Source organism: Klebsiella sp. CN_Kp113 (assembly GCF_040064585.1).
GTDB lineage: Bacteria > Pseudomonadota > Gammaproteobacteria > Enterobacterales > Enterobacteriaceae > Klebsiella > Klebsiella michiganensis.
The window spans coordinates 336,647-353,827 of record NZ_JBEAID010000001.1; the positions used below are offsets into that span (position 1 = coordinate 336,647).

Sequence of the window (17,181 nt, forward strand, 5' to 3'; positions counted from 1 at the left end):
CCTCTTTTATTGCTCAAGCGCCGCAGACATCGCCGCCGGCTCGTTAAGCGCGGAAGCGGTCAGGGTGTCAACAATACGTTTAGTCAGACCGGTGAGGACTTTACCCGGACCAACTTCATACAGATGCTCTACGCCCTGTGATGCCATAAACTCAACGGTTTTGGTCCACTGAACCGGACTATACAGCTGGCGAACCAGGGCATCACGGATAGCATCAGGCGCCGTTTCACTTTTCACGTCGACGTTGTTTACCACCGCAATCGTCGGCGCGTTAAAGGTGATTTTCTGCAGCTCAACCGCCAGTTTTTCCGCCGCCGGCTTCATCAGCGCGCAGTGGGACGGTACGCTGACCGGCAGCGGCAGGGCACGTTTCGCACCCGCAGCCTTACAGGCGGCTCCCGCGCGCTCGACGGCCTCTTTGTTACCCGCAATAACCACCTGTCCTGGCGAGTTAAAGTTTACCGGAGAAACCACCTGCCCTTCAGCAGATTCTTCGCAGGCTTTGGCAATCGCAGCGTCGTCAAGCCCGATGATCGCGGACATCGCACCGGTACCTTCCGGTACCGCTTCCTGCATAAACCTGCCGCGCATCTCAACCAGGCGGACGGCATCAGCAAAATCGATAACGCCTGCGCATACCAGCGCAGAGTATTCGCCGAGGCTGTGGCCCGCCAGCAAAGCGGGCGCTTTACCGCCCTGCTGCTGCCAGACGCGATACAGCGCTACGGAGGCGGTCAGCAGAGCCGGCTGCGTCTGCCAGGTTTTGTTCAACTCTTCCGCCGGGCCCTGCTGTGCAAGCGCCCACAGATCGTAACCCAACGCCGCAGAGGCTTCACGGAACGTCTCTTCAATGACCGGGTAAGCGGCCGCCATGTCTGACAGCATCCCGACACTCTGAGAGCCCTGTCCCGGGAACACAAAAGCAAATTGCGTCATGTTTAAATCCTTATCCTAAAAACGAACCAGCGCGGAACCCCAGGTGAAACCACCACCGAAGGCTTCCAGCAGAATAAGCTGACCACGTTGAATGCGGCCATCGCGAACGGCTTCATCCAGCGCACAGGGAACAGATGCCGCCGACGTATTGCCGTGTCTGTCGAGCGTGACGACCACGTTGTCCATCGACATGCCCAGCTTCTTCGCCGTGGCGCTGATAATACGCAGGTTGGCCTGATGCGGCACCAGCCAGTCAAGCGCAGAGCGCTCGAGGTTGTTCGCAGCTAAAGTCTCGTCCACGATGTGCGCCAGCTCGGTTACCGCCACCTTAAAGACTTCATTACCCGCCATCGTCAGATAGATGGGGTTTTCCGGTTCGACGCGATCGGCGTTCGGCAGCGTCAGCAGCTCGCCGTAGCTGCCATCCGCGTGCAGATGGGTGGAGATGATGCCCGGATCTTCAGAAGCGCCCAGCACCACGGCACCGGCGCCATCGCCAAAAATAATAATGGTTCCGCGATCGGCAGGATCGCAGGTGCGCGCCAGCACGTCAGCGCCGATCACCAGCGCGTAATCCACCGCACCGTTTTTCACGTATTGATCGGCAACGCTGAGCGCGTAGGTGAACCCCGCGCAGGCCGCAGCGACGTCAAACGCCGGGCAGCCTTTAATACCCAACATTGATTGAATCTGGCATGCCGAGCTAGGAAACGCATGGGTACCGGAGGTGGTCGCAACAATAATCAGACCAATTTGCTCCGGCTTGACGCCCGCCATGTCCAGCGCATTCTTAGCGGCTTCAAGGCCCATCGTAGCAACTGTTTCATTCGGTGCGGCAATACGACGCTCGCGGATACCGGTACGAGTAACAATCCACTCGTCAGACGTATCGACCATATTTTCCAGTTCAGCGTTCGTACGCACGTGCTCAGGCAGATAGCTGCCGGTACCAATAATCTTCGTATACATGTACGCTCAGTCACTCTTGGGTAATATACCGGGTTAACTCAAACTGCGAGGCGTCAGTCGTTGCCGGTCATCCGGGTTTGAGGCCTGGAATTTCCGCTTCTGCCGCCTTCAGGCAATTCGAAACCTGCAGGGTATAAAGATTCCAGGCGAGCGGCAATTCGCTGAGGAACCTGCCGCTGCACAGCCTGCACTGCCTGCTCTATCGCGACGCAAAAAGCGCGCTGATTGGCAGCCCCATGACTTTTAATCACGGAACCGCGTAATCCTAACAGACAGGCACCATTATACTGGTCGGGGTTGAGGTGACTGAATCGCCTCGACAGGCTTTTTTGTAACCAACGCTTTAATAAAAGCAGCCACCACGACCTTTTTTTCGCCTCTCCCTGTGATTTCAACAGTGAAAGGAACATTCTGACAACACCTTCCATCGTTTTTAATGTGACGTTGCCCGTGAATCCATCACAAACCAAAACATCCGTCTTGCCCGTCAACAATTCGTTGGCTTCCAGATACCCAATATAGTTGAGGGTTGGCAGAGTCTTCAAAACCGCCGCCGCGTCGCGAATGCTGCTGAGACCTTTCATCTCTTCTTCGCCGATATTCAGAAGCGCAACGCGGGGATCCTTAATACCGATCGCTTCTTCGGCAAGAACCGCCCCCATGATGGCAAACTGCACCAGCATTGTGCTATCGCAATCCACGTTAGCGCCTAAATCCAGCACCACCGTTTTGCCCTTCAGCTGATGCGGCAACATAGTAACCAGCGCAGGGCGCTCGATCCCCTCAATGGGCTTAAGCAGCAGCTTCGCCAGCCCCATCAGCGCTCCGGTATTACCCGCACTGACGCAGGCCTCCGCCCGCCCTTCTTTCACTAACTCAAGCGCAATGCGCATTGAGCTACCGCGACTGGCGCGAATCGCTTGCGCGGGTCGAGCATCACTGGCAATAACTGACTGCGCAGGGATAACCTGCAGACGTGAACGTTGTTCAAAATCAGCTTTGGCAAGTAATGGCGCGATAGTGTCGGGATCGCCGACTAAAAGAAGTGTGAGTTGTGAATTAGAGTTCAGTGCCTGCAATGCTGCAGGCACTGTCACGGAAGGGCCAAAATCCCCGCCCATGACATCTAACGCCAGGGTTAGACGTGTCAAGGTATCGTCGCTGCTCGGTTCGGTTATTCCCCAGTTACCCGGGGAGATCCTCACTAAGCTTCATCACGCTTTTACTCTTCGTCTTTCACGCGGCAAGTGCGTTGACTACGCTCGTTCACACCAGTCACATAGTGAGCTATGCTCCTGGTGCTTCTCTCGCTTGCGTCTTCTTGCAACGCGAAATCCATGGAGTAATGCGTGATTACTTAGCGATAACCTTGCGACCGCGGTAGAAACCGTCGGCAGTGATGTGGTGACGCAGGTGTTTTTCACCAGAAGCTTTGTCTACAGACAGGCTGGTGACTGCGGTCAGCGCGTCATGGGAACGACGCATGCCACGTTTGGAACGGGTTGGTTTATTCTGTTGTACGGCCATGGACCTTACTCCTCAATTACTTATGCTTTAAGCTGGCTAATACGGCAAATGGATTTGGTTTTTGTGCCTCTTCAGGCAGTTCACCAAAGACCATGTCCGCGTCGGACACTTCACAGTGTTCAGAATCATGCACCGGAACTACGGGCAAGGCGAGGATGATTTCATCTTCAACCAGCGCCAGCAGATCGATTTCACCGAATTCGTTAACCTCAATCGGCTCATACGCTTCCGGCAGTGCTTCGGCCTGTTCGTCATTTCTGACGGGGCTGAAACAATACGTTGTGTGAACATGATGGGGGAACGGTTTCCCGCAACGCTGACATTCGAGGGTTACCGACACCGTCGCATCGCCGCTTAAAACGGCAAGACGCTGGTTATCGATAGCGAACGACATGCTGCATTCCACATCGCTGTCCACGCTGACAACAGAATCAGCGACACGCACAGCCTGATCACGGGTATAGATACCTTGGTAATCTAAGCGTTTTTGAGCCGTGCGAACCGGATCGAGAGTCAGGGGTAATTTTACCTTTTGCATAGGGCGCGCATATTAACTTTGTAACGTCATAGAGTCAAAGAAAAAGGCAGCCTCAGGTTGCCTTTTGCCATTTATTCGCACACATTGCGGCGCATAGTTTAAAATGATGCTCTGCGAAGCGCTATATGTGGATGAAAAAATATGTCTGAACTAATCCTCGCGTCAACCTCGCCGTGGCGGCGAATGCTGCTGGAAAAACTGTCGGTGCCTTTTGAATGCGCTGCGCCGAACGTTGATGAAACCCCGCTGCCCGGCGAACCTGCCCGCCAGCTGGTGATGCGTCTGGCGCAGGCAAAGGCGCAGGCCCTTGCCGCACGCTACCCACAGCACCTCATTATAGGCTCCGATCAGGTTTGTGTCCTGGACGGTGAAATTACCGGCAAACCGCATACGGAAGAAAACGCCCATCGCCAGCTGAGAAAGGCCAGCGGCACCATCGTCACGTTCTATACCGGCCTGGCGCTGTACAATTCCGCCAACGGTCATCTACAAACGGAATGCGAACCTTTCGACGTTCATTTCCGCCGTTTAAGCGACCAGGAAATTGAGAGCTATATCCGCAAGGAAAACCCGCTGCAGTGCGCCGGAAGCTTTAAAAGCGAAGGTTTAGGCATCACGCTATTCGAACGGCTTGAGGGGCGCGATCCCAACGCGCTGGTCGGTTTGCCGCTCATTGCCCTGTGCCAGATGCTGCGCCGGGAAGCGTTGAATCCCCTGCTCACGTAAACATGATAAAGGCCTCCCGATCCCACGCGGTCTCTTCCTGAGGCCGCGTGCCGCCACTTTACAACGCGTTTTACCCGCTGCCCAACGGAGCAGAGCAGGTTTACCCCAACTTAATTAATGCATCGCCTGTCACAGTTTATTTTACCCGCGCCATTAGAATCCATTATGAAACGTTGTTTTATTTTTAAATGGAGCCACTATGCCAACCCGCGCTACGCTTTTGACCCTCACCCTGCTGGCCGCCGCCGGCGTTAATGCCCATGACTGGCAGCGCCAGGGCATCGTAGAGGGCAATCTCCCCGCCTCCTGGCAGCAGTTGAAAGCGCAGATGACCTACCCGGACTCGTGGCTCTCTGGCCACTACCGTGATTTTGAGCAATGGCGACAGCAGGCCCGTACGCTGCTTCGGCAGTCTCTGCTAACCCCGGCGTCGACACTCCCCTTCGCGCCGCAAACGCTGATGAGAGAAAATCGAGGCGCGTATACCGCCGAGAAGCTGGCCTTCAACGTAACCGACGATAACAGGATTGCCGCGCTGATGTTGACGCCAAATTCCCCCGGCCCTCACCCGGCAATTGTTCTGCTGCACGACCATGGCTCAAAGTTTGATATCGGTAAGGAGAAGCTAATCCGTCCGTGGAACGACGCTGCACGGCTGGCCAGCGCTGAGGCGTGGGCGGATAAATTTTTCAGCGGTCGGTTTATCGGCGATGAACTGGCGCAGCGCGGCTATGTCGTCATCGCCATTGATAGCCCGGGTTGGGGGGACCGAGGGCCGATGGTCTACGAGCAGCAGCAGGCCCTCGCCAGCAACTACTTTAACCTGGGGCGCTCGCTGGCTGGTGAAGTCGCCTATGAAGATCTGCGTACCGTCGATTTCCTCAGCACTTTAAAAACGGTTGATAGTCAACGCATTGGGGTCGTGGGTTTCTCAATGGGCGGTTTTCGCGCCTGGCAGCTGGCAGCCCTGTCTGACAAAGTCGCCGCGACTGCGGTTATATCCTGGTTTGGAACCTGGAACGGCCTGATGCAGCCTGGCAACAACGTTTTGCGCGGCCAGTCGGCGTTTTATATGCTTCACCCTGGCTTATCCGGACGCCTCGATATTCCCGATATCGCCAGCATTGCCGCGCCAAAACCGATGCTTATTTACAGCGGCGGACAAGATAAGCTCTTCCCGGCGGAAGCCGTTAACGAGGCCTTCGCAAAAGTACATAAAGTGTGGGCGTCGCAAAACGCGCAGGATAAGCTGGAAACAAAAACGTGGCCGGAAGTGGGCCACGTTTTTAATCAACAACAGCAGGAAGAAGTTTTCCCCTGGCTTGCCAGGTGGCTCAAACCCTGAGCCTGAGCGCGGTTATTTCGCGTTACGCAAGACCTGCAGGCAGCGCTTAAGCTGATTATCTAAGGGGGCTTCAATGCGCATAATCTCCCCGCTACCCGGATGGGTAAACTTCAGCGCCGCCGCATGCAGAAACAGCCGGTTAAGGCCGGTGCCCGCCAGCTGCTTATCAAATTCACGGTCGCCGTAGCGGTCGTCAAAAGCAATAGGGTGGCCGGCGTATTGCGTATGCACGCGGATTTGATGCGTACGACCGGTCACCGGGCTGCAGCGCACCAGCGTCGCATGGGTATAACGCTCTTCAACTTTAAAGCGCGTCTCCGACGGTTTCCCCTCCTGGTTAACCCGCACAATGCGCTCACCACTCTGCAGAATATTTTTCAGCAGCGGTGCCTGCACCACTTTAGTATGCGACTGCCACTGCCCGCGCACCAGCGCCAGGTAATCCTTCTGCATTCCTTTGTCGCGCAGCTGCTCGTGCAGGGAACGCAGCGCGGAGCGCTTTTTGGCGACCAGCAGCACGCCGGAGGTGTCGCGATCCAGGCGATGCACCAGCTCCAGGAAACGCGCTTCCGGACGCAGCGCGCGCAGACCTTCAATTACGCCAAAGCTCAATCCGCTGCCGCCGTGTACCGCCGTTCCGGAAGGCTTGTTAAGCACCAGGATATGATCGTCTTCATATAAAATCACATCGGCCAGCGCGGCCACTTTTTGCAGGTGTGGAGAGACCGCCTCTTCTTCTTTCTCAGAGACGCGAACCGGCGGGATGCGCACTTCGTCGCCGGCTTCCAGTTTATATTCCGGCTTCACGCGCTTTTTGTTAACCCGCACCTCGCCTTTACGCAAGATGCGATAAATCATGCTCTTCGGTACGCCCTTCAGCTGCGTACGCAAAAAGTTGTCGATACGTTGCCCGGCTTCATCATCAGCAATGGCAACCATTTTTACGCTTGGGATCTCAGTTTTCATGGTGCGCGATTCTAAATAGCCCGACGCATTAGCGCCACTCATTTTTATATGCTTATATTTATCATCATCCGGATTTCACAGTACGCTTCATCATCGTTTTGTTTGTTATTAGAACAATCTGTATACGCGGGTGAAAAAACTGTGAGTAACCGGGTGATAAAAGGTGAAAGTCAACTTGCTATAACGAGCTTAGCAATGGAATAATGATGCAGTATTCCGTGCTGAAACTTGTTAGAACAAGAAATTAGCGGAATGACCAATTTTGTCTGACCGATCATCAACGCAGCAATGGCGTAAGACGTATTGATCTTTCAGACAGTTAGCGGGCTGCGGGTTGCAGTCCTTACCGGTACAGGCTCTATGGATTTCACGTCGCAGGAAGGCGTTCACACTGGGATATCCCGGCGCTCATCTGGATCAAATGATTAAGATGAGCAGGTTAAGCCGCCACGCCTGCTGCATGAAAAACGATGGGTATAAATGGAATCTTCTCTGGTGATACATCCCAGGCAGTTCCCCTGATAAGTGCGCTGTGTTTCCGTTTGAAATACAGGCGACCGACACTCTGCGCCTCTTAAGCGCGCGACAGCCGTGAGGTTGGCGACGTGAAACAGACACGAGGCCATCGGTTTTCCCCGGTAAGGCGTTACTCTGCCCGTAGCTTAGTCGTCAATGTAAGAATAATGAGTAAGTTACGATGAAAAGAATGTTAATCAACGCAACTCAGCAGGAAGAGTTGCGCGTCGCCCTTGTTGATGGGCAGCGCCTGTACGACCTGGATATCGAAAGCCCCGGGCACGAACAGAAAAAAGCGAACATCTACAAAGGCAAAATCACTCGTATTGAACCTAGCCTCGAAGCCGCATTTGTTGATTATGGTGCCGAGCGTCATGGTTTCCTCCCTCTCAAAGAAATTGCCCGCGAATACTTCCCTGCCAACTACAATTCTCACGGTCGTCCAAACATCAAGGACGTGCTGCGTGAAGGCCAGGAAGTGATTGTCCAGATCGATAAAGAAGAGCGTGGCAATAAAGGCGCCGCGCTGACCACCTTTATCAGCCTGGCGGGTAGCTATCTGGTGCTGATGCCGAATAACCCACGCGCTGGCGGTATTTCACGCCGCATCGAGGGTGACGATCGCACCGAACTCAAAGAAGCGCTGGCCAGCCTTGAGCTGCCGGACGGCATGGGACTTATCGTCCGCACCGCTGGCGTCGGCAAATCCGCCGAAGCGCTGCAGTGGGACTTAAGCTTCCGCCTGAAGCACTGGGAAGCCATCCAGAAAGCCGCAGACAGCCGCCCTGCTCCGTTCCTGATCCATCAGGAAAGCAACGTCATCGTGCGCGCTTTCCGCGACTATCTGCGTCAGGATATCGGCGAAATCCTTATCGACAACCCGAAGGTGCTTGAGCTGGCTCGCCAGCACATTGCGGCGCTGGGTCGTCCGGATTTCAGCAGCAAAATCAAACTGTACACCGGGGAAATCCCGCTGTTCAGCCACTATCAAATCGAATCGCAGATTGAGTCCGCTTTCCAGCGTGAAGTGCGTCTGCCTTCCGGCGGTTCTATCGTTATCGACAGCACCGAAGCGCTGACCGCTATCGATATCAACTCCGCACGCGCCACCCGCGGCGGCGACATCGAAGAAACGGCGTTTAATACCAACCTTGAAGCAGCCGATGAAATCGCTCGTCAGCTGCGTCTGCGCGACCTTGGCGGCCTGATCGTTATCGACTTCATCGATATGACCCCGGTTCGCCACCAGCGTGCGGTAGAAAACCGCCTGCGCGAAGCCGTCCGTCAGGACAGAGCGCGCATCCAGATCAGCCATATTTCCCGCTTTGGACTGCTGGAGATGTCGCGTCAGCGCCTGAGCCCGTCGCTCGGGGAGTCCAGCCATCACGTCTGCCCGCGCTGTAGCGGAACGGGTACCGTGCGCGATAACGAATCGCTGTCGCTTTCTATTCTGCGTTTGATCGAAGAAGAAGCGCTGAAAGAGAACACCAAAGAAGTTCACGCTATCGTACCGGTGCCGATTGCCTCTTACCTGCTGAACGAAAAACGTGCCGCGGTAAGCGCGATTGAAACCCGTCAGGCCGATGTGCGCGTTATTATCGTGCCAAACGACCAGATGGAAACGCCGCACTACTCTGTTCTGCGCGTGCGTAAGGGCGAAGAGACCTCCACGCTGAGCTATCTGCTGCCGAAACTGCACGAAGAAGAGATGGCCATGCCTTCTGATGAAGAGCCGGCCGAGCGTAAACTCCCGGAACAACCGGCGCTGGCTGCTTTTGTCATGCCTGACGCGCCTCCGGCTCCGGCCCAGGAAGAGCCGGCCAGAGCCGCGGCTACCGTTGCGCCTGCCGCATCCGCACCGAAAGCGGCAGCGCCGGCGCAGCCTGGCCTGGTTGCCCGCTTCTTCAGCGCGCTGAAAAATATGTTCTCCAGCGAGGAAGAGACTAAACCGGCAGAAGTTCAGGTTGAGAAAAAAGCGGAAGAGAAATCCGAGCGTCAGCAGGATCGTCGTAAACCGCGCTCCAACAACCGCCGCGATCGCAATGACCGCCGCGACAACCGGGATAATCGCGATAGCCGCGAGAACCGCGATAGTCGTGCCGAGAACAGCGAAGGCCGCGAGTCTCGTGAAGAAAACCGCCGCAACCGTCGTGAGAAGCAGCAGCAGAACGCTGAGCCGCGCGAAATCCGCCAGACAACGGTCGAAGATAGCGAAAAAGGCAAAGCGCGCGACGAGCAGCAGCCGCGCCGCGAACGTAATCGCCGTCGTAACGATGATAAACGTCAGGTTCAGCAGGAAGCCAAAGCGCAAACCCGCGAAGAGCCGGTTGTTCAGGAGAGCGAGCAGGAAGAGCGCGTGCAGACGATGCCGCGTCGTAAACCTCGCCAGCTGGCGCAGAAGGTGCGTATTGAATCCGCCGCCGCTGAACAGGTTGTCGAGCCGGTAGCCGCGCCTCAGGTCGCCGAAGCGCCGGTCGTCCAGCCGGAAGCCGCAGCGCCGCGCACTGAACTGGCGAAAGTCGACCTGCCGGCGGTTGTTGAAACCGCTGCGGAACATGATGAGAACGGTGAAGCCCGCGAATCCAACGGTATGCCGCGTCGTTCACGTCGTTCCCCTCGTCACCTGCGCGTCAGCGGCCAGCGCCGTCGTCGCTACCGTGATGAGCGTTACCCGACGCAATCCCCGATGCCGCTGACCGTAGCCTGCGCATCGCCGGAAATGGCGTCTGGTAAAGTGTGGATCCGCTACCCGGTCGTTCGCCCTCAGGACCAGCAGCAGGAAGACGTGCAGGTTCAGGAGTTCTCAACCACTGCGGCTGAGCCCGTCGTCGCACCAGTGGCTGCCGCTGAGCCGGCTGTCTCTGACGTCATTGCCCCGGCTGTCGCCGCAGAAAGCGCAGTCGAGCCAGTGGCTACTACCGAGCCTGTGGCGGTGATTAACGAACCTGAAGTTCCGGTCGTAGAAACCACGCATCCGGAGGCTATCGCCGCCCCGGTTGATGAACAGCCGCAGCTGATTGCCGAAGCCGATGAAGCCGTGGCCGAAGAAGTTGTCGCAGAAGCCGTTGACGTCGTTGCGCAAGAGGCTGTCGAACCGGAAGCTGCGGTCGCTGAACCTGTTGCGGTTGAAGAGACTGCGGTGGTTGTTGAGGAAGCGCCTGTTGTTTCCGAACCGGTGGTTGAACCTGCACCAGCGGCGGAGCCGGTCGTTGCGACTCAACCTGTTGTCACGGCTGCGCCGGTCGTTAAGGTCGCCAATCGTCACGCCACGGCGCCGATGACCCGCGCCCCAGCGCCAGACTACGTACCTGAAGCGCCTCGTCAAAGCGAGTGGGTTCGCCCGAACTTTGATTTTGACGGTAAAGGTTCTGCTGGCGGTCATAGCGCCACGCACAAAGCCGCTGCCGGACCTACCCGTCCGCAGCCCGTAGAGTAACGTCACCTCGAAAAGACCGGCCCCCGCGGCCGGTCTTTTTTTATTCCCCTTCCGGACGCTGCATCCCCGCAATCTGCGGCATGACCTCACGCATCAGATCGAGAAACTTACGCAACCGCGTCGGATAGTAGCGCGCCCAGGGATACACCAGGTGTACCGGCAGCGGTGAGGCTCGCCACTGCGGGAACAGCTCCACCAGCCGCCCGGCGGCAATATCGTCCGCTACCGCCCAGCTCGACACAATCGCCGCGCCCAGCCCCGCCAGCGCGGTATTACGCGCCACATGCACGCTATCGGTACTCAGACACGGCGCGATGGCAAAGGTAATAAGCTGCTCATCCACCTGCGACTGCAGCCTCACCTCATGCTGATAGAACGTGCTGATGGCTATCCACGGCAGCAACGACATCTCCTGCGGCGCGCTTAACGGCGGCAAGTTTGCCAGCAGCGATGGGGATGCCACCACGCTGCGGGGAACCTCGGCCAGCAGTACCGATACCGTAGCCGGATCCACCTCAGCCCCCACGCGAATCGCGCAGTCGATACCATCGCTCAGAAAATCGACCGTCTTATCGTTCAGCATCCATTCAACCGCCAGCTGGGGATAGCGCTGCAAAAAATCCACCAGCGGTCCCAGCAGCTGTTGCTGACCAAACGCATGCGGGGCCCGCACCCTTAAAATCCCCACCGGCCGGTCATCGGTGATCCGCAGGTCGTCCTCCAGCGCCAGCCAGGCATCGACGACCTGGCGGGCATGCTGATAACAGCGCTCACCGTCATCGGTCAGCTTCATCGCGTGAGTCGTGCGCAGAATCAGCTTTGCGCCAAGCAGCCCCTCCAGAGACTGAAGCCGTCGACTTACCGTCGCCTGGGTCGTATTCATCTGTACCGCGGCGGCGGAGAGAGACCCGGCCTCCACGATACGAATGAACGTACGCATCAGTTCGATACGATCTATACGCTCTTGCTTCTTCATTTATATTTTGCCTATACGTTTAGCGTATAACCGTTTTACCACCGGGCTATCTACCGCGCCAGCCGGATTACGGGAAAAATAGCGCCATCGCTTCTAAGAGGAATCCACCATGACACCAACTCCACTCACCTCCCGCGCCGCCGGGTGGGTCATTTTCATCCTTGCGCTGGGCGCAGGCTTCAGCGTCGCCTCAATCTATTACGCGCAACCGCTGCTGCCGCTGATGGGGGCTAACCTCCATTTGAGCGTTGAGGGTATGGGTCTGGTTCCGACCCTGACCCAGGCCGGCTACGCGCTGGGCATACTTTTCCTTCTCCCGCTTGGCGACCGCCACGACCGCAGAAAGCTGATCCTGATGAAAAGCGCCGCGCTGGCCGTCCTGTTGCTGCTCTGCAGCCTTACCGGTCAGCTAAGCTCTCTGCTGATTGTCAGCCTGCTTATCGGTATGGCCGCGACCATGGCACAGGATATCGTACCGGCAGCCGCGATTCTGGCTCCCGCGGGCAAGCAGGGGAAAATGGTGGGTACGGTGATGACCGGCCTGCTGCTGGGGATCCTGCTGTCGCGAACCGTTAGTGGTCTGGTGGGGGCGCTATTCGGCTGGCGGGTAATGTATCAGGCGGCTGCGGTCAGCATCGCGATGATTGGTGTGGTGATGTGGCGCGTGCTGCCGCGCTTCGAAATTCACTCAACCCTCAGCTACCCGCAGCTGATGAAATCGATGGCGCATCTGTGGAAACGCTATCCGGCACTCCGTCGCGCCGCATTCGCCCAGGGATTCCTCTCTATCGCCTTTAGCGCCTTCTGGTCTACGCTTGCGGTCATGCTGTTGGCGCACTATCAGATGGGCAGCGCGGTAGCCGGTGGCTTCGGTATTGCAGGGGCTGCCGGGGCGCTTGCCGCCCCGCTGGCAGGCGGCCTGGCCGACAAGTTCGGCGCAGAAAAAGTCACGCAAATGGGCGCGGCGCTGGTGACGGTTTCGTTTGCCCTGATGTTTTTGCTGCCTGCGCTACCGCCGCATGGTCAGCTAATCCTGATTGCCATCTCGGCCGTCGGTTTTGACCTGGGGCTGCAATCCAGCCTCGTAGCGCACCAGAACCTGGTGTATGGCCTGGAGCCGCAGGCGCGCGGACGCCTCAACGCGCTGCTGTTCACCGGCGTGTTTATTGGGATGTCGCTGGGTTCAGTACTGGGAAGCAAACTGTATGTGCTCGCAGGCTGGAGCGGCGTGGTGACCCTCGCCGTCGTAACCGGTGCGATTGCCCTTGGGATCCGCCTGCTGGAAAGCGCCAGGGTCGTATCGGCGCAGCGAACCGCCAGATAAAGAGCGAACCGTCAGGTAAAAAAAGCCGCTGTGCAATTCCTGCAGAGCGGCTTTTCTTTCATCAGAACAACTCAAACCGTGCGGCGAGCAAACTCTTTCACGCGAAAGCCCAGCAGCAGCAGCGTCGCGAAATAGGCGACAACGCCGGCCACCACGACCACCATCAAGCGCAGCAGGCGGAACGGCATCGTCCCCTGCGACCACTCCGGCATCAGGTACATCACACCCAGCAGCGCCGCTGACATAATAATCACCGCGATGACCAGGCGCAGCAGGAACAGGAACCAGCCCGGCTGAGGCGTAAAAATTTTCTGTTTCCGCAGCTGCCAGTAGAGCAGCGCGGCGTTCAGGCAGGCCGCCAGACCAATCGACAACGACAGACCAGCGTGCTTCAGGGGGCCAATAAAGGCGAGGTTCATCACCTGCGTCATGATCAGCGTGACGATGGCAATTTTCACCGGCGTTTTAATGTCCTGCCGCGAATAGAATCCGGGAGCCAGCACCTTCACGACGATGAGCCCCATAAGCCCGACAGAATATGCCACCAGCGCGCGCTGGGTCATCGCGGCATCAAAAGCGGTAAATTTCCCGTACTGGAATAACGCGACCGTCAGCGGCTTGGCCAGGATCCCTAACGCCACCGCGCTCGGTAGCGCGAGCAGGAAGCACAGGCGTAATCCCCAGTCCATCAAACGGCAATATTCATCGTGATTGCCGCTGGCGAAGCTTTTAGACAGCGAAGGCAGCAAAATGGTCCCCAGCGCCACGCCCAGTACGCCGGACGGAAACTCCATCAGACGATCGGCGTAGTACATCCACGATACGGAGCCGGAAACGAGGAATGAGGCAAAAATCGTGTTAATGATCAGCGAGATTTGGCTGACGGAGACGCCGAGGATCGCCGGGCCCATCTGTTTCACCACCCGCACCGCGCCAGCATCTTTAAGGTTGACCCGCGGCAGCACCAGCATGCCGATTTTTTTCAGATGCGGCAGTTGCCAGGCGAGCTGCAAAATACCGCCAACCGTTACCGCCCACGCCATTGCCAGCATCGGCGGATTAAAATAGGGCGCGGCAAACAGCGCAAAACCAATCATGCTGACGTTCAGGAAGGTCGGGGCAAAAGCAGGCACCGAAAAGCGGTTCCAGGTATTCAGGATGGCGCCCACGAGTGAAGCCAGGGAGATCAACAGAATATAGGGAAAAGTGATGCGCAAGAGCTGCGTGGTCAGGGCGAACTTTTCGGGCGTATTGGCAAATCCCGGCGCGGTGATAGTAATCACCCACGGTGCCGCCAGCATACCGGCGACGGTGACCAGCGCCAGAACCAGCGTCAGCAGCCCCGAAACATAGGCGACGAAAACCCGGGTCGCATCTTCACCCTGCTTGCTTTTATACTCCGCCAGAATCGGCACAAAAGCCTGTGAGAAAGCGCCTTCAGCAAAAATACGCCGTAAAAGGTTCGGGAGTTTAAAAGCAACGAAGAAGGCGTCGGTGGCCATCCCCGCGCCAAAAATACGCGCCACAATCGCATCGCGCGCAAAGCCCAGCACGCGCGAGAACATGGTCATCGAACTGACGGCCGCCAGTGATTTTAAAAGATTCATTAACGTGTTATTCCACAACCCTGGAGTAAAACGCCCGCAAATGCGGGCGCTGGAAAGTGGCGATAGTCTACCGGGTTCATAATGAATTACTACTGTCAGTTGTTACAACGGATTATTCGCTCATCGCTTCGCGCCAGAGTTTCTCTATAACGCGCTGAGCAAGCAGCGCCTGCTCGCCGGACGTTTCAGGAACCGTCTGATTTTGCACGCATTCGATAAAATGCCGCGCGCAGCCGGTAAATCCACGCTGCTCAAGGGTGGTCTGCCAGCCAGGGATCGGGCGCTGGATCACGCCGCGCCCCCGCTCCTCCTGCCACTCCCGCATATCCCGGACTTCATATAATCCGCCGTCGGTTACCGCCTGTACCCACTCCCGCTGGCTTCCGGCGCGCCGGTGCATACTGGTGGTTATCTGCATCATTCCGCAACTGAAATGGTGTTCGGCATACAGCATCTCCCCTTGAGCGGTGGTGTGCAGCGCACCGCCGCTTAAACGCGCTTTATCGCCCGCCAGCCATAGCGCGGTATCGACGACGTGCAGATAGTCATCCAACAGCGTGAAGCGCAGATCGTGGCCCACGCTGTCGCTACGGTGCTTATCCATCCGCAGCGACGCAGCGCTCCCGAGCTGGGCCTTCAGCTCGCGATAGAGGGGGGCAAAACGGCGGTTAAACCCGACCATTAGCGTGAGATGACGGCGAGCGGCCAGCTCAACCAGCGCCTCCGCATCGCTGAGTTTATCCGCCAGCGGTTTATCAACGCAGACATGCACTCCGGCATTGAGCAGGCGGGAAACCACTTCATAATGTGAAGCCGTTGAAGTATGCACGAATACGGCATCACACTGCGCCGCCAGCTGTTCCAGAGAATCCGCATAGGGAATACGCCAGGTTTCACAGATACGCAGCGCTTTCTCTTTCCCGGGCGACCATGCCGCCTGCAGCGTCCAGTCATCTGCGGCCCCCAGCACCGGTAACCACGCCTTTTGCGCGATACCGCCCAGGCCAACCACTCCTATACGTAGTTTCGCCGACATGCTTAATCTCCCAGGTGAGCCAGCAGTGAATCGAGACGCGCTTTTAGCTCGGCAACTTCCGCCTCCAGCGCCTCAACGCGCATCTGAAGATCGTCGCCGGGCGGCGACACGGCCTCCACGACGGTAATCAGTGAATCCATATCATCGCAGAACAGATGCATATAGCGGCTTTCACGCTTGCCAGGCTCCCGCGGCAGACGCGCAACATAGGGGCCATCTTCTCGCGAAGCCAGGTTTTCGAGGACGCTTTCAACCTCGGCCATATCGCTGAATTCATGCATTCGCTGCGCGCGACCGCGGAGTTCGCCAGGCGTCTGCGCCCCGCGCAGCAGCAGTGTGGTCACGATAGCGACTTCCGCCGGCGTGAATTTCAGATCGCCGAATTCAGAGTTGCAGAAGCGTTGTTCATACTTGGTCACCCGATTGCCGAAACCGCTGACCGTACGCAAATAATGGCGTTTGACTAGCGTATCGAGCAGATCCTGAACTTCACTTTCGCTGAGCGACATTACCGGTTCACGGTTTGTTTTCTGGTTACAGGCGGTGACCACCGCGTTGACCGACAGGGGGTACTGCTCCGGCGTGGTGACCTGCTTTTCCAGCAGGCAGCCAATGACCCGCGCCTCATGCGCGGTTAACTGATATTTCATGATGTCTCCTTAGCGACCCGGGGTCCAGTCCGGTGTCGTCAACGCCGTCAGTACGTGATCGCGCCACTGCCCATCAATGAGCAGGTAATCTTTGGCGTAACCCTCTTTTTCAAAGCCCAGACGCGCCAGCAAATCGCCGCTGCGCTGATTATGCGGCATATAGTTTGCCATTATGCGATGGATATGTTGCGTGCGCTGCATATAGCGAATGGCCGACGTCAGCGCTTCATACATCAGCCCCTGCCCTTGCCATTTCTCCCCGATGGAGTAGCCGAGATAGCAGGCATGAAACGATCCGCGCACCACGTTCGAAAAATTCGCCACGCCGATGATCTCTTTTTCTTCCGGGTCAAGCAGAGCAAAATAGAACGCCGAGCCCTGCTTATGAAACTCAGAAATCATCGATAAACGCGCCTGCCAGCCGGAAGGATAACAGTGGCTGTCATCGCGCACCGGTTCCCAGGGTTTTAAGAACCCTTTATTTTCCGCGTAATAATCGGCCAGACGCCAGGCGTCACGATCGTGCACCAGCCGAACCACCAGCCGGTCCGTCGTCAAACGCACCTTCGGTACGTTACTGCGATAGCCAAACATTCCCCTCTCCTGTTCCCCTGACGCAATACTTGCTG

At 57.2% G+C, this 17,181-nt stretch carries 15 protein-coding genes; 4 read left to right on the top strand and 11 right to left on the bottom strand.

From position 1 onward, the window contains the following. Positions 1 to 6 precede the first annotated feature (6 nt). From fabD to yceD, 5 genes are all read right to left on the bottom strand, one after another. Positions 7 to 936 (bottom strand): ACP S-malonyltransferase, encoded by a 930-nt coding sequence (gene fabD / locus ABLV30_RS01865; protein ID WP_025106909.1) that lies wholly within the window; start codon positions 934 to 936, stop codon positions 7 to 9. A gap of 15 nt (positions 937 to 951) precedes the next feature. Next, complete coding sequence (locus tag ABLV30_RS01870) at positions 952 to 1,905, bottom strand: beta-ketoacyl-ACP synthase III (protein ID WP_182158202.1); 954 nt, start codon at positions 1,903 to 1,905, stop codon at positions 952 to 954. 53 nt (positions 1,906 to 1,958) lie between these two features. Then, on the bottom strand, positions 1,959 to 3,056 hold the full coding sequence (gene plsX / locus ABLV30_RS01875) for a phosphate acyltransferase PlsX (protein ID WP_348865506.1): 1,098 nt from the start codon (positions 3,054 to 3,056) through the stop codon (positions 1,959 to 1,961). 202 nt (positions 3,057 to 3,258) lie between these two features. Continuing rightward, positions 3,259 to 3,432, bottom strand: coding sequence for a 50S ribosomal protein L32 (gene rpmF / locus ABLV30_RS01880; protein WP_004101077.1), 174 nt, complete (start codon positions 3,430 to 3,432; stop codon positions 3,259 to 3,261). A 16-nt stretch (positions 3,433 to 3,448) separates the two neighbouring features. Further along, complete coding sequence (gene yceD / locus ABLV30_RS01885; RefSeq protein WP_004849895.1) at positions 3,449 to 3,970, bottom strand: 23S rRNA accumulation protein YceD; 522 nt, start codon at positions 3,968 to 3,970, stop codon at positions 3,449 to 3,451. 141 nt (positions 3,971 to 4,111) lie between these two features. Between yceD and ABLV30_RS01890 the strand changes: the two genes are divergently transcribed. Continuing rightward, positions 4,112 to 4,696, top strand: a complete 585-nt coding sequence (locus tag ABLV30_RS01890; protein WP_004849894.1) for a nucleoside triphosphate pyrophosphatase — start codon at positions 4,112 to 4,114, stop codon at positions 4,694 to 4,696. Between the two features lie 199 nt (positions 4,697 to 4,895). Beyond that, positions 4,896 to 6,041: an alpha/beta fold hydrolase gene (locus ABLV30_RS01895; RefSeq protein ID WP_048261578.1), complete on the top strand. Its 1,146-nt coding sequence runs from the start codon at positions 4,896 to 4,898 to the stop codon at positions 6,039 to 6,041. A 12-nt stretch (positions 6,042 to 6,053) separates the two neighbouring features. Here ABLV30_RS01895 and rluC read toward each other — a convergent pair whose 3' ends face one another. Further along, positions 6,054 to 7,007, bottom strand: coding sequence for a 23S rRNA pseudouridine(955/2504/2580) synthase RluC (gene rluC / locus ABLV30_RS01900; protein WP_014228836.1), 954 nt, complete (start codon positions 7,005 to 7,007; stop codon positions 6,054 to 6,056). Between the two features lie 697 nt (positions 7,008 to 7,704). On the opposite strand from rluC, the gene rne reads away from it, so the two are divergent. Then, positions 7,705 to 10,959, top strand: a complete 3,255-nt coding sequence (rne, locus tag ABLV30_RS01905) for a ribonuclease E (RefSeq protein WP_049103761.1) — start codon at positions 7,705 to 7,707, stop codon at positions 10,957 to 10,959. 40 nt (positions 10,960 to 10,999) lie between these two features. On the opposite strand, the gene ABLV30_RS01910 is transcribed toward rne, so the two are convergent. Further along, positions 11,000 to 11,935, bottom strand: a complete 936-nt coding sequence (locus tag ABLV30_RS01910; RefSeq protein WP_004849886.1) for a LysR family transcriptional regulator — start codon at positions 11,933 to 11,935, stop codon at positions 11,000 to 11,002. Positions 11,936 to 12,044: 109 nt separating this feature from the next. Here ABLV30_RS01910 and ABLV30_RS01915 point away from each other — a divergent pair, with 109 nt between their 5' ends. Beyond that, complete coding sequence (locus ABLV30_RS01915; protein WP_014228834.1) at positions 12,045 to 13,259, top strand: MFS transporter; 1,215 nt, start codon at positions 12,045 to 12,047, stop codon at positions 13,257 to 13,259. A 71-nt stretch (positions 13,260 to 13,330) separates the two neighbouring features. Here the strand turns inward: ABLV30_RS01915 and murJ are convergent, their stop codons facing one another. From murJ to rimJ, 4 genes are all read right to left on the bottom strand, one after another. Continuing rightward, positions 13,331 to 14,866 carry a murein biosynthesis integral membrane protein MurJ gene (murJ, locus tag ABLV30_RS01920; protein ID WP_004849883.1) on the bottom strand — a complete coding sequence of 512 codons (1,536 nt, stop codon included), beginning with the start codon at positions 14,864 to 14,866 and terminating at the stop codon, positions 13,331 to 13,333. 112 nt (positions 14,867 to 14,978) lie between these two features. Continuing rightward, a complete protein-coding gene (locus ABLV30_RS01925; protein WP_025106906.1) occupies positions 14,979 to 15,902 on the bottom strand; it encodes a Gfo/Idh/MocA family oxidoreductase in 924 nt (307 codons plus the stop codon). A 2-nt stretch (positions 15,903 to 15,904) separates the two neighbouring features. After that, on the bottom strand, positions 15,905 to 16,552 hold the full coding sequence (locus tag ABLV30_RS01930) for a YceH family protein (RefSeq protein ID WP_014228831.1): 648 nt from the start codon (positions 16,550 to 16,552) through the stop codon (positions 15,905 to 15,907). A gap of 9 nt (positions 16,553 to 16,561) precedes the next feature. Then, the gene (gene rimJ / locus ABLV30_RS01935; RefSeq protein ID WP_004131378.1) at positions 16,562 to 17,146 is read right to left on the bottom strand and encodes a ribosomal protein S5-alanine N-acetyltransferase; all 585 of its coding nucleotides are present in this window, start codon (positions 17,144 to 17,146) and stop codon (positions 16,562 to 16,564) included. Between the last annotated feature and the right edge of the window lie 35 nt (positions 17,147 to 17,181).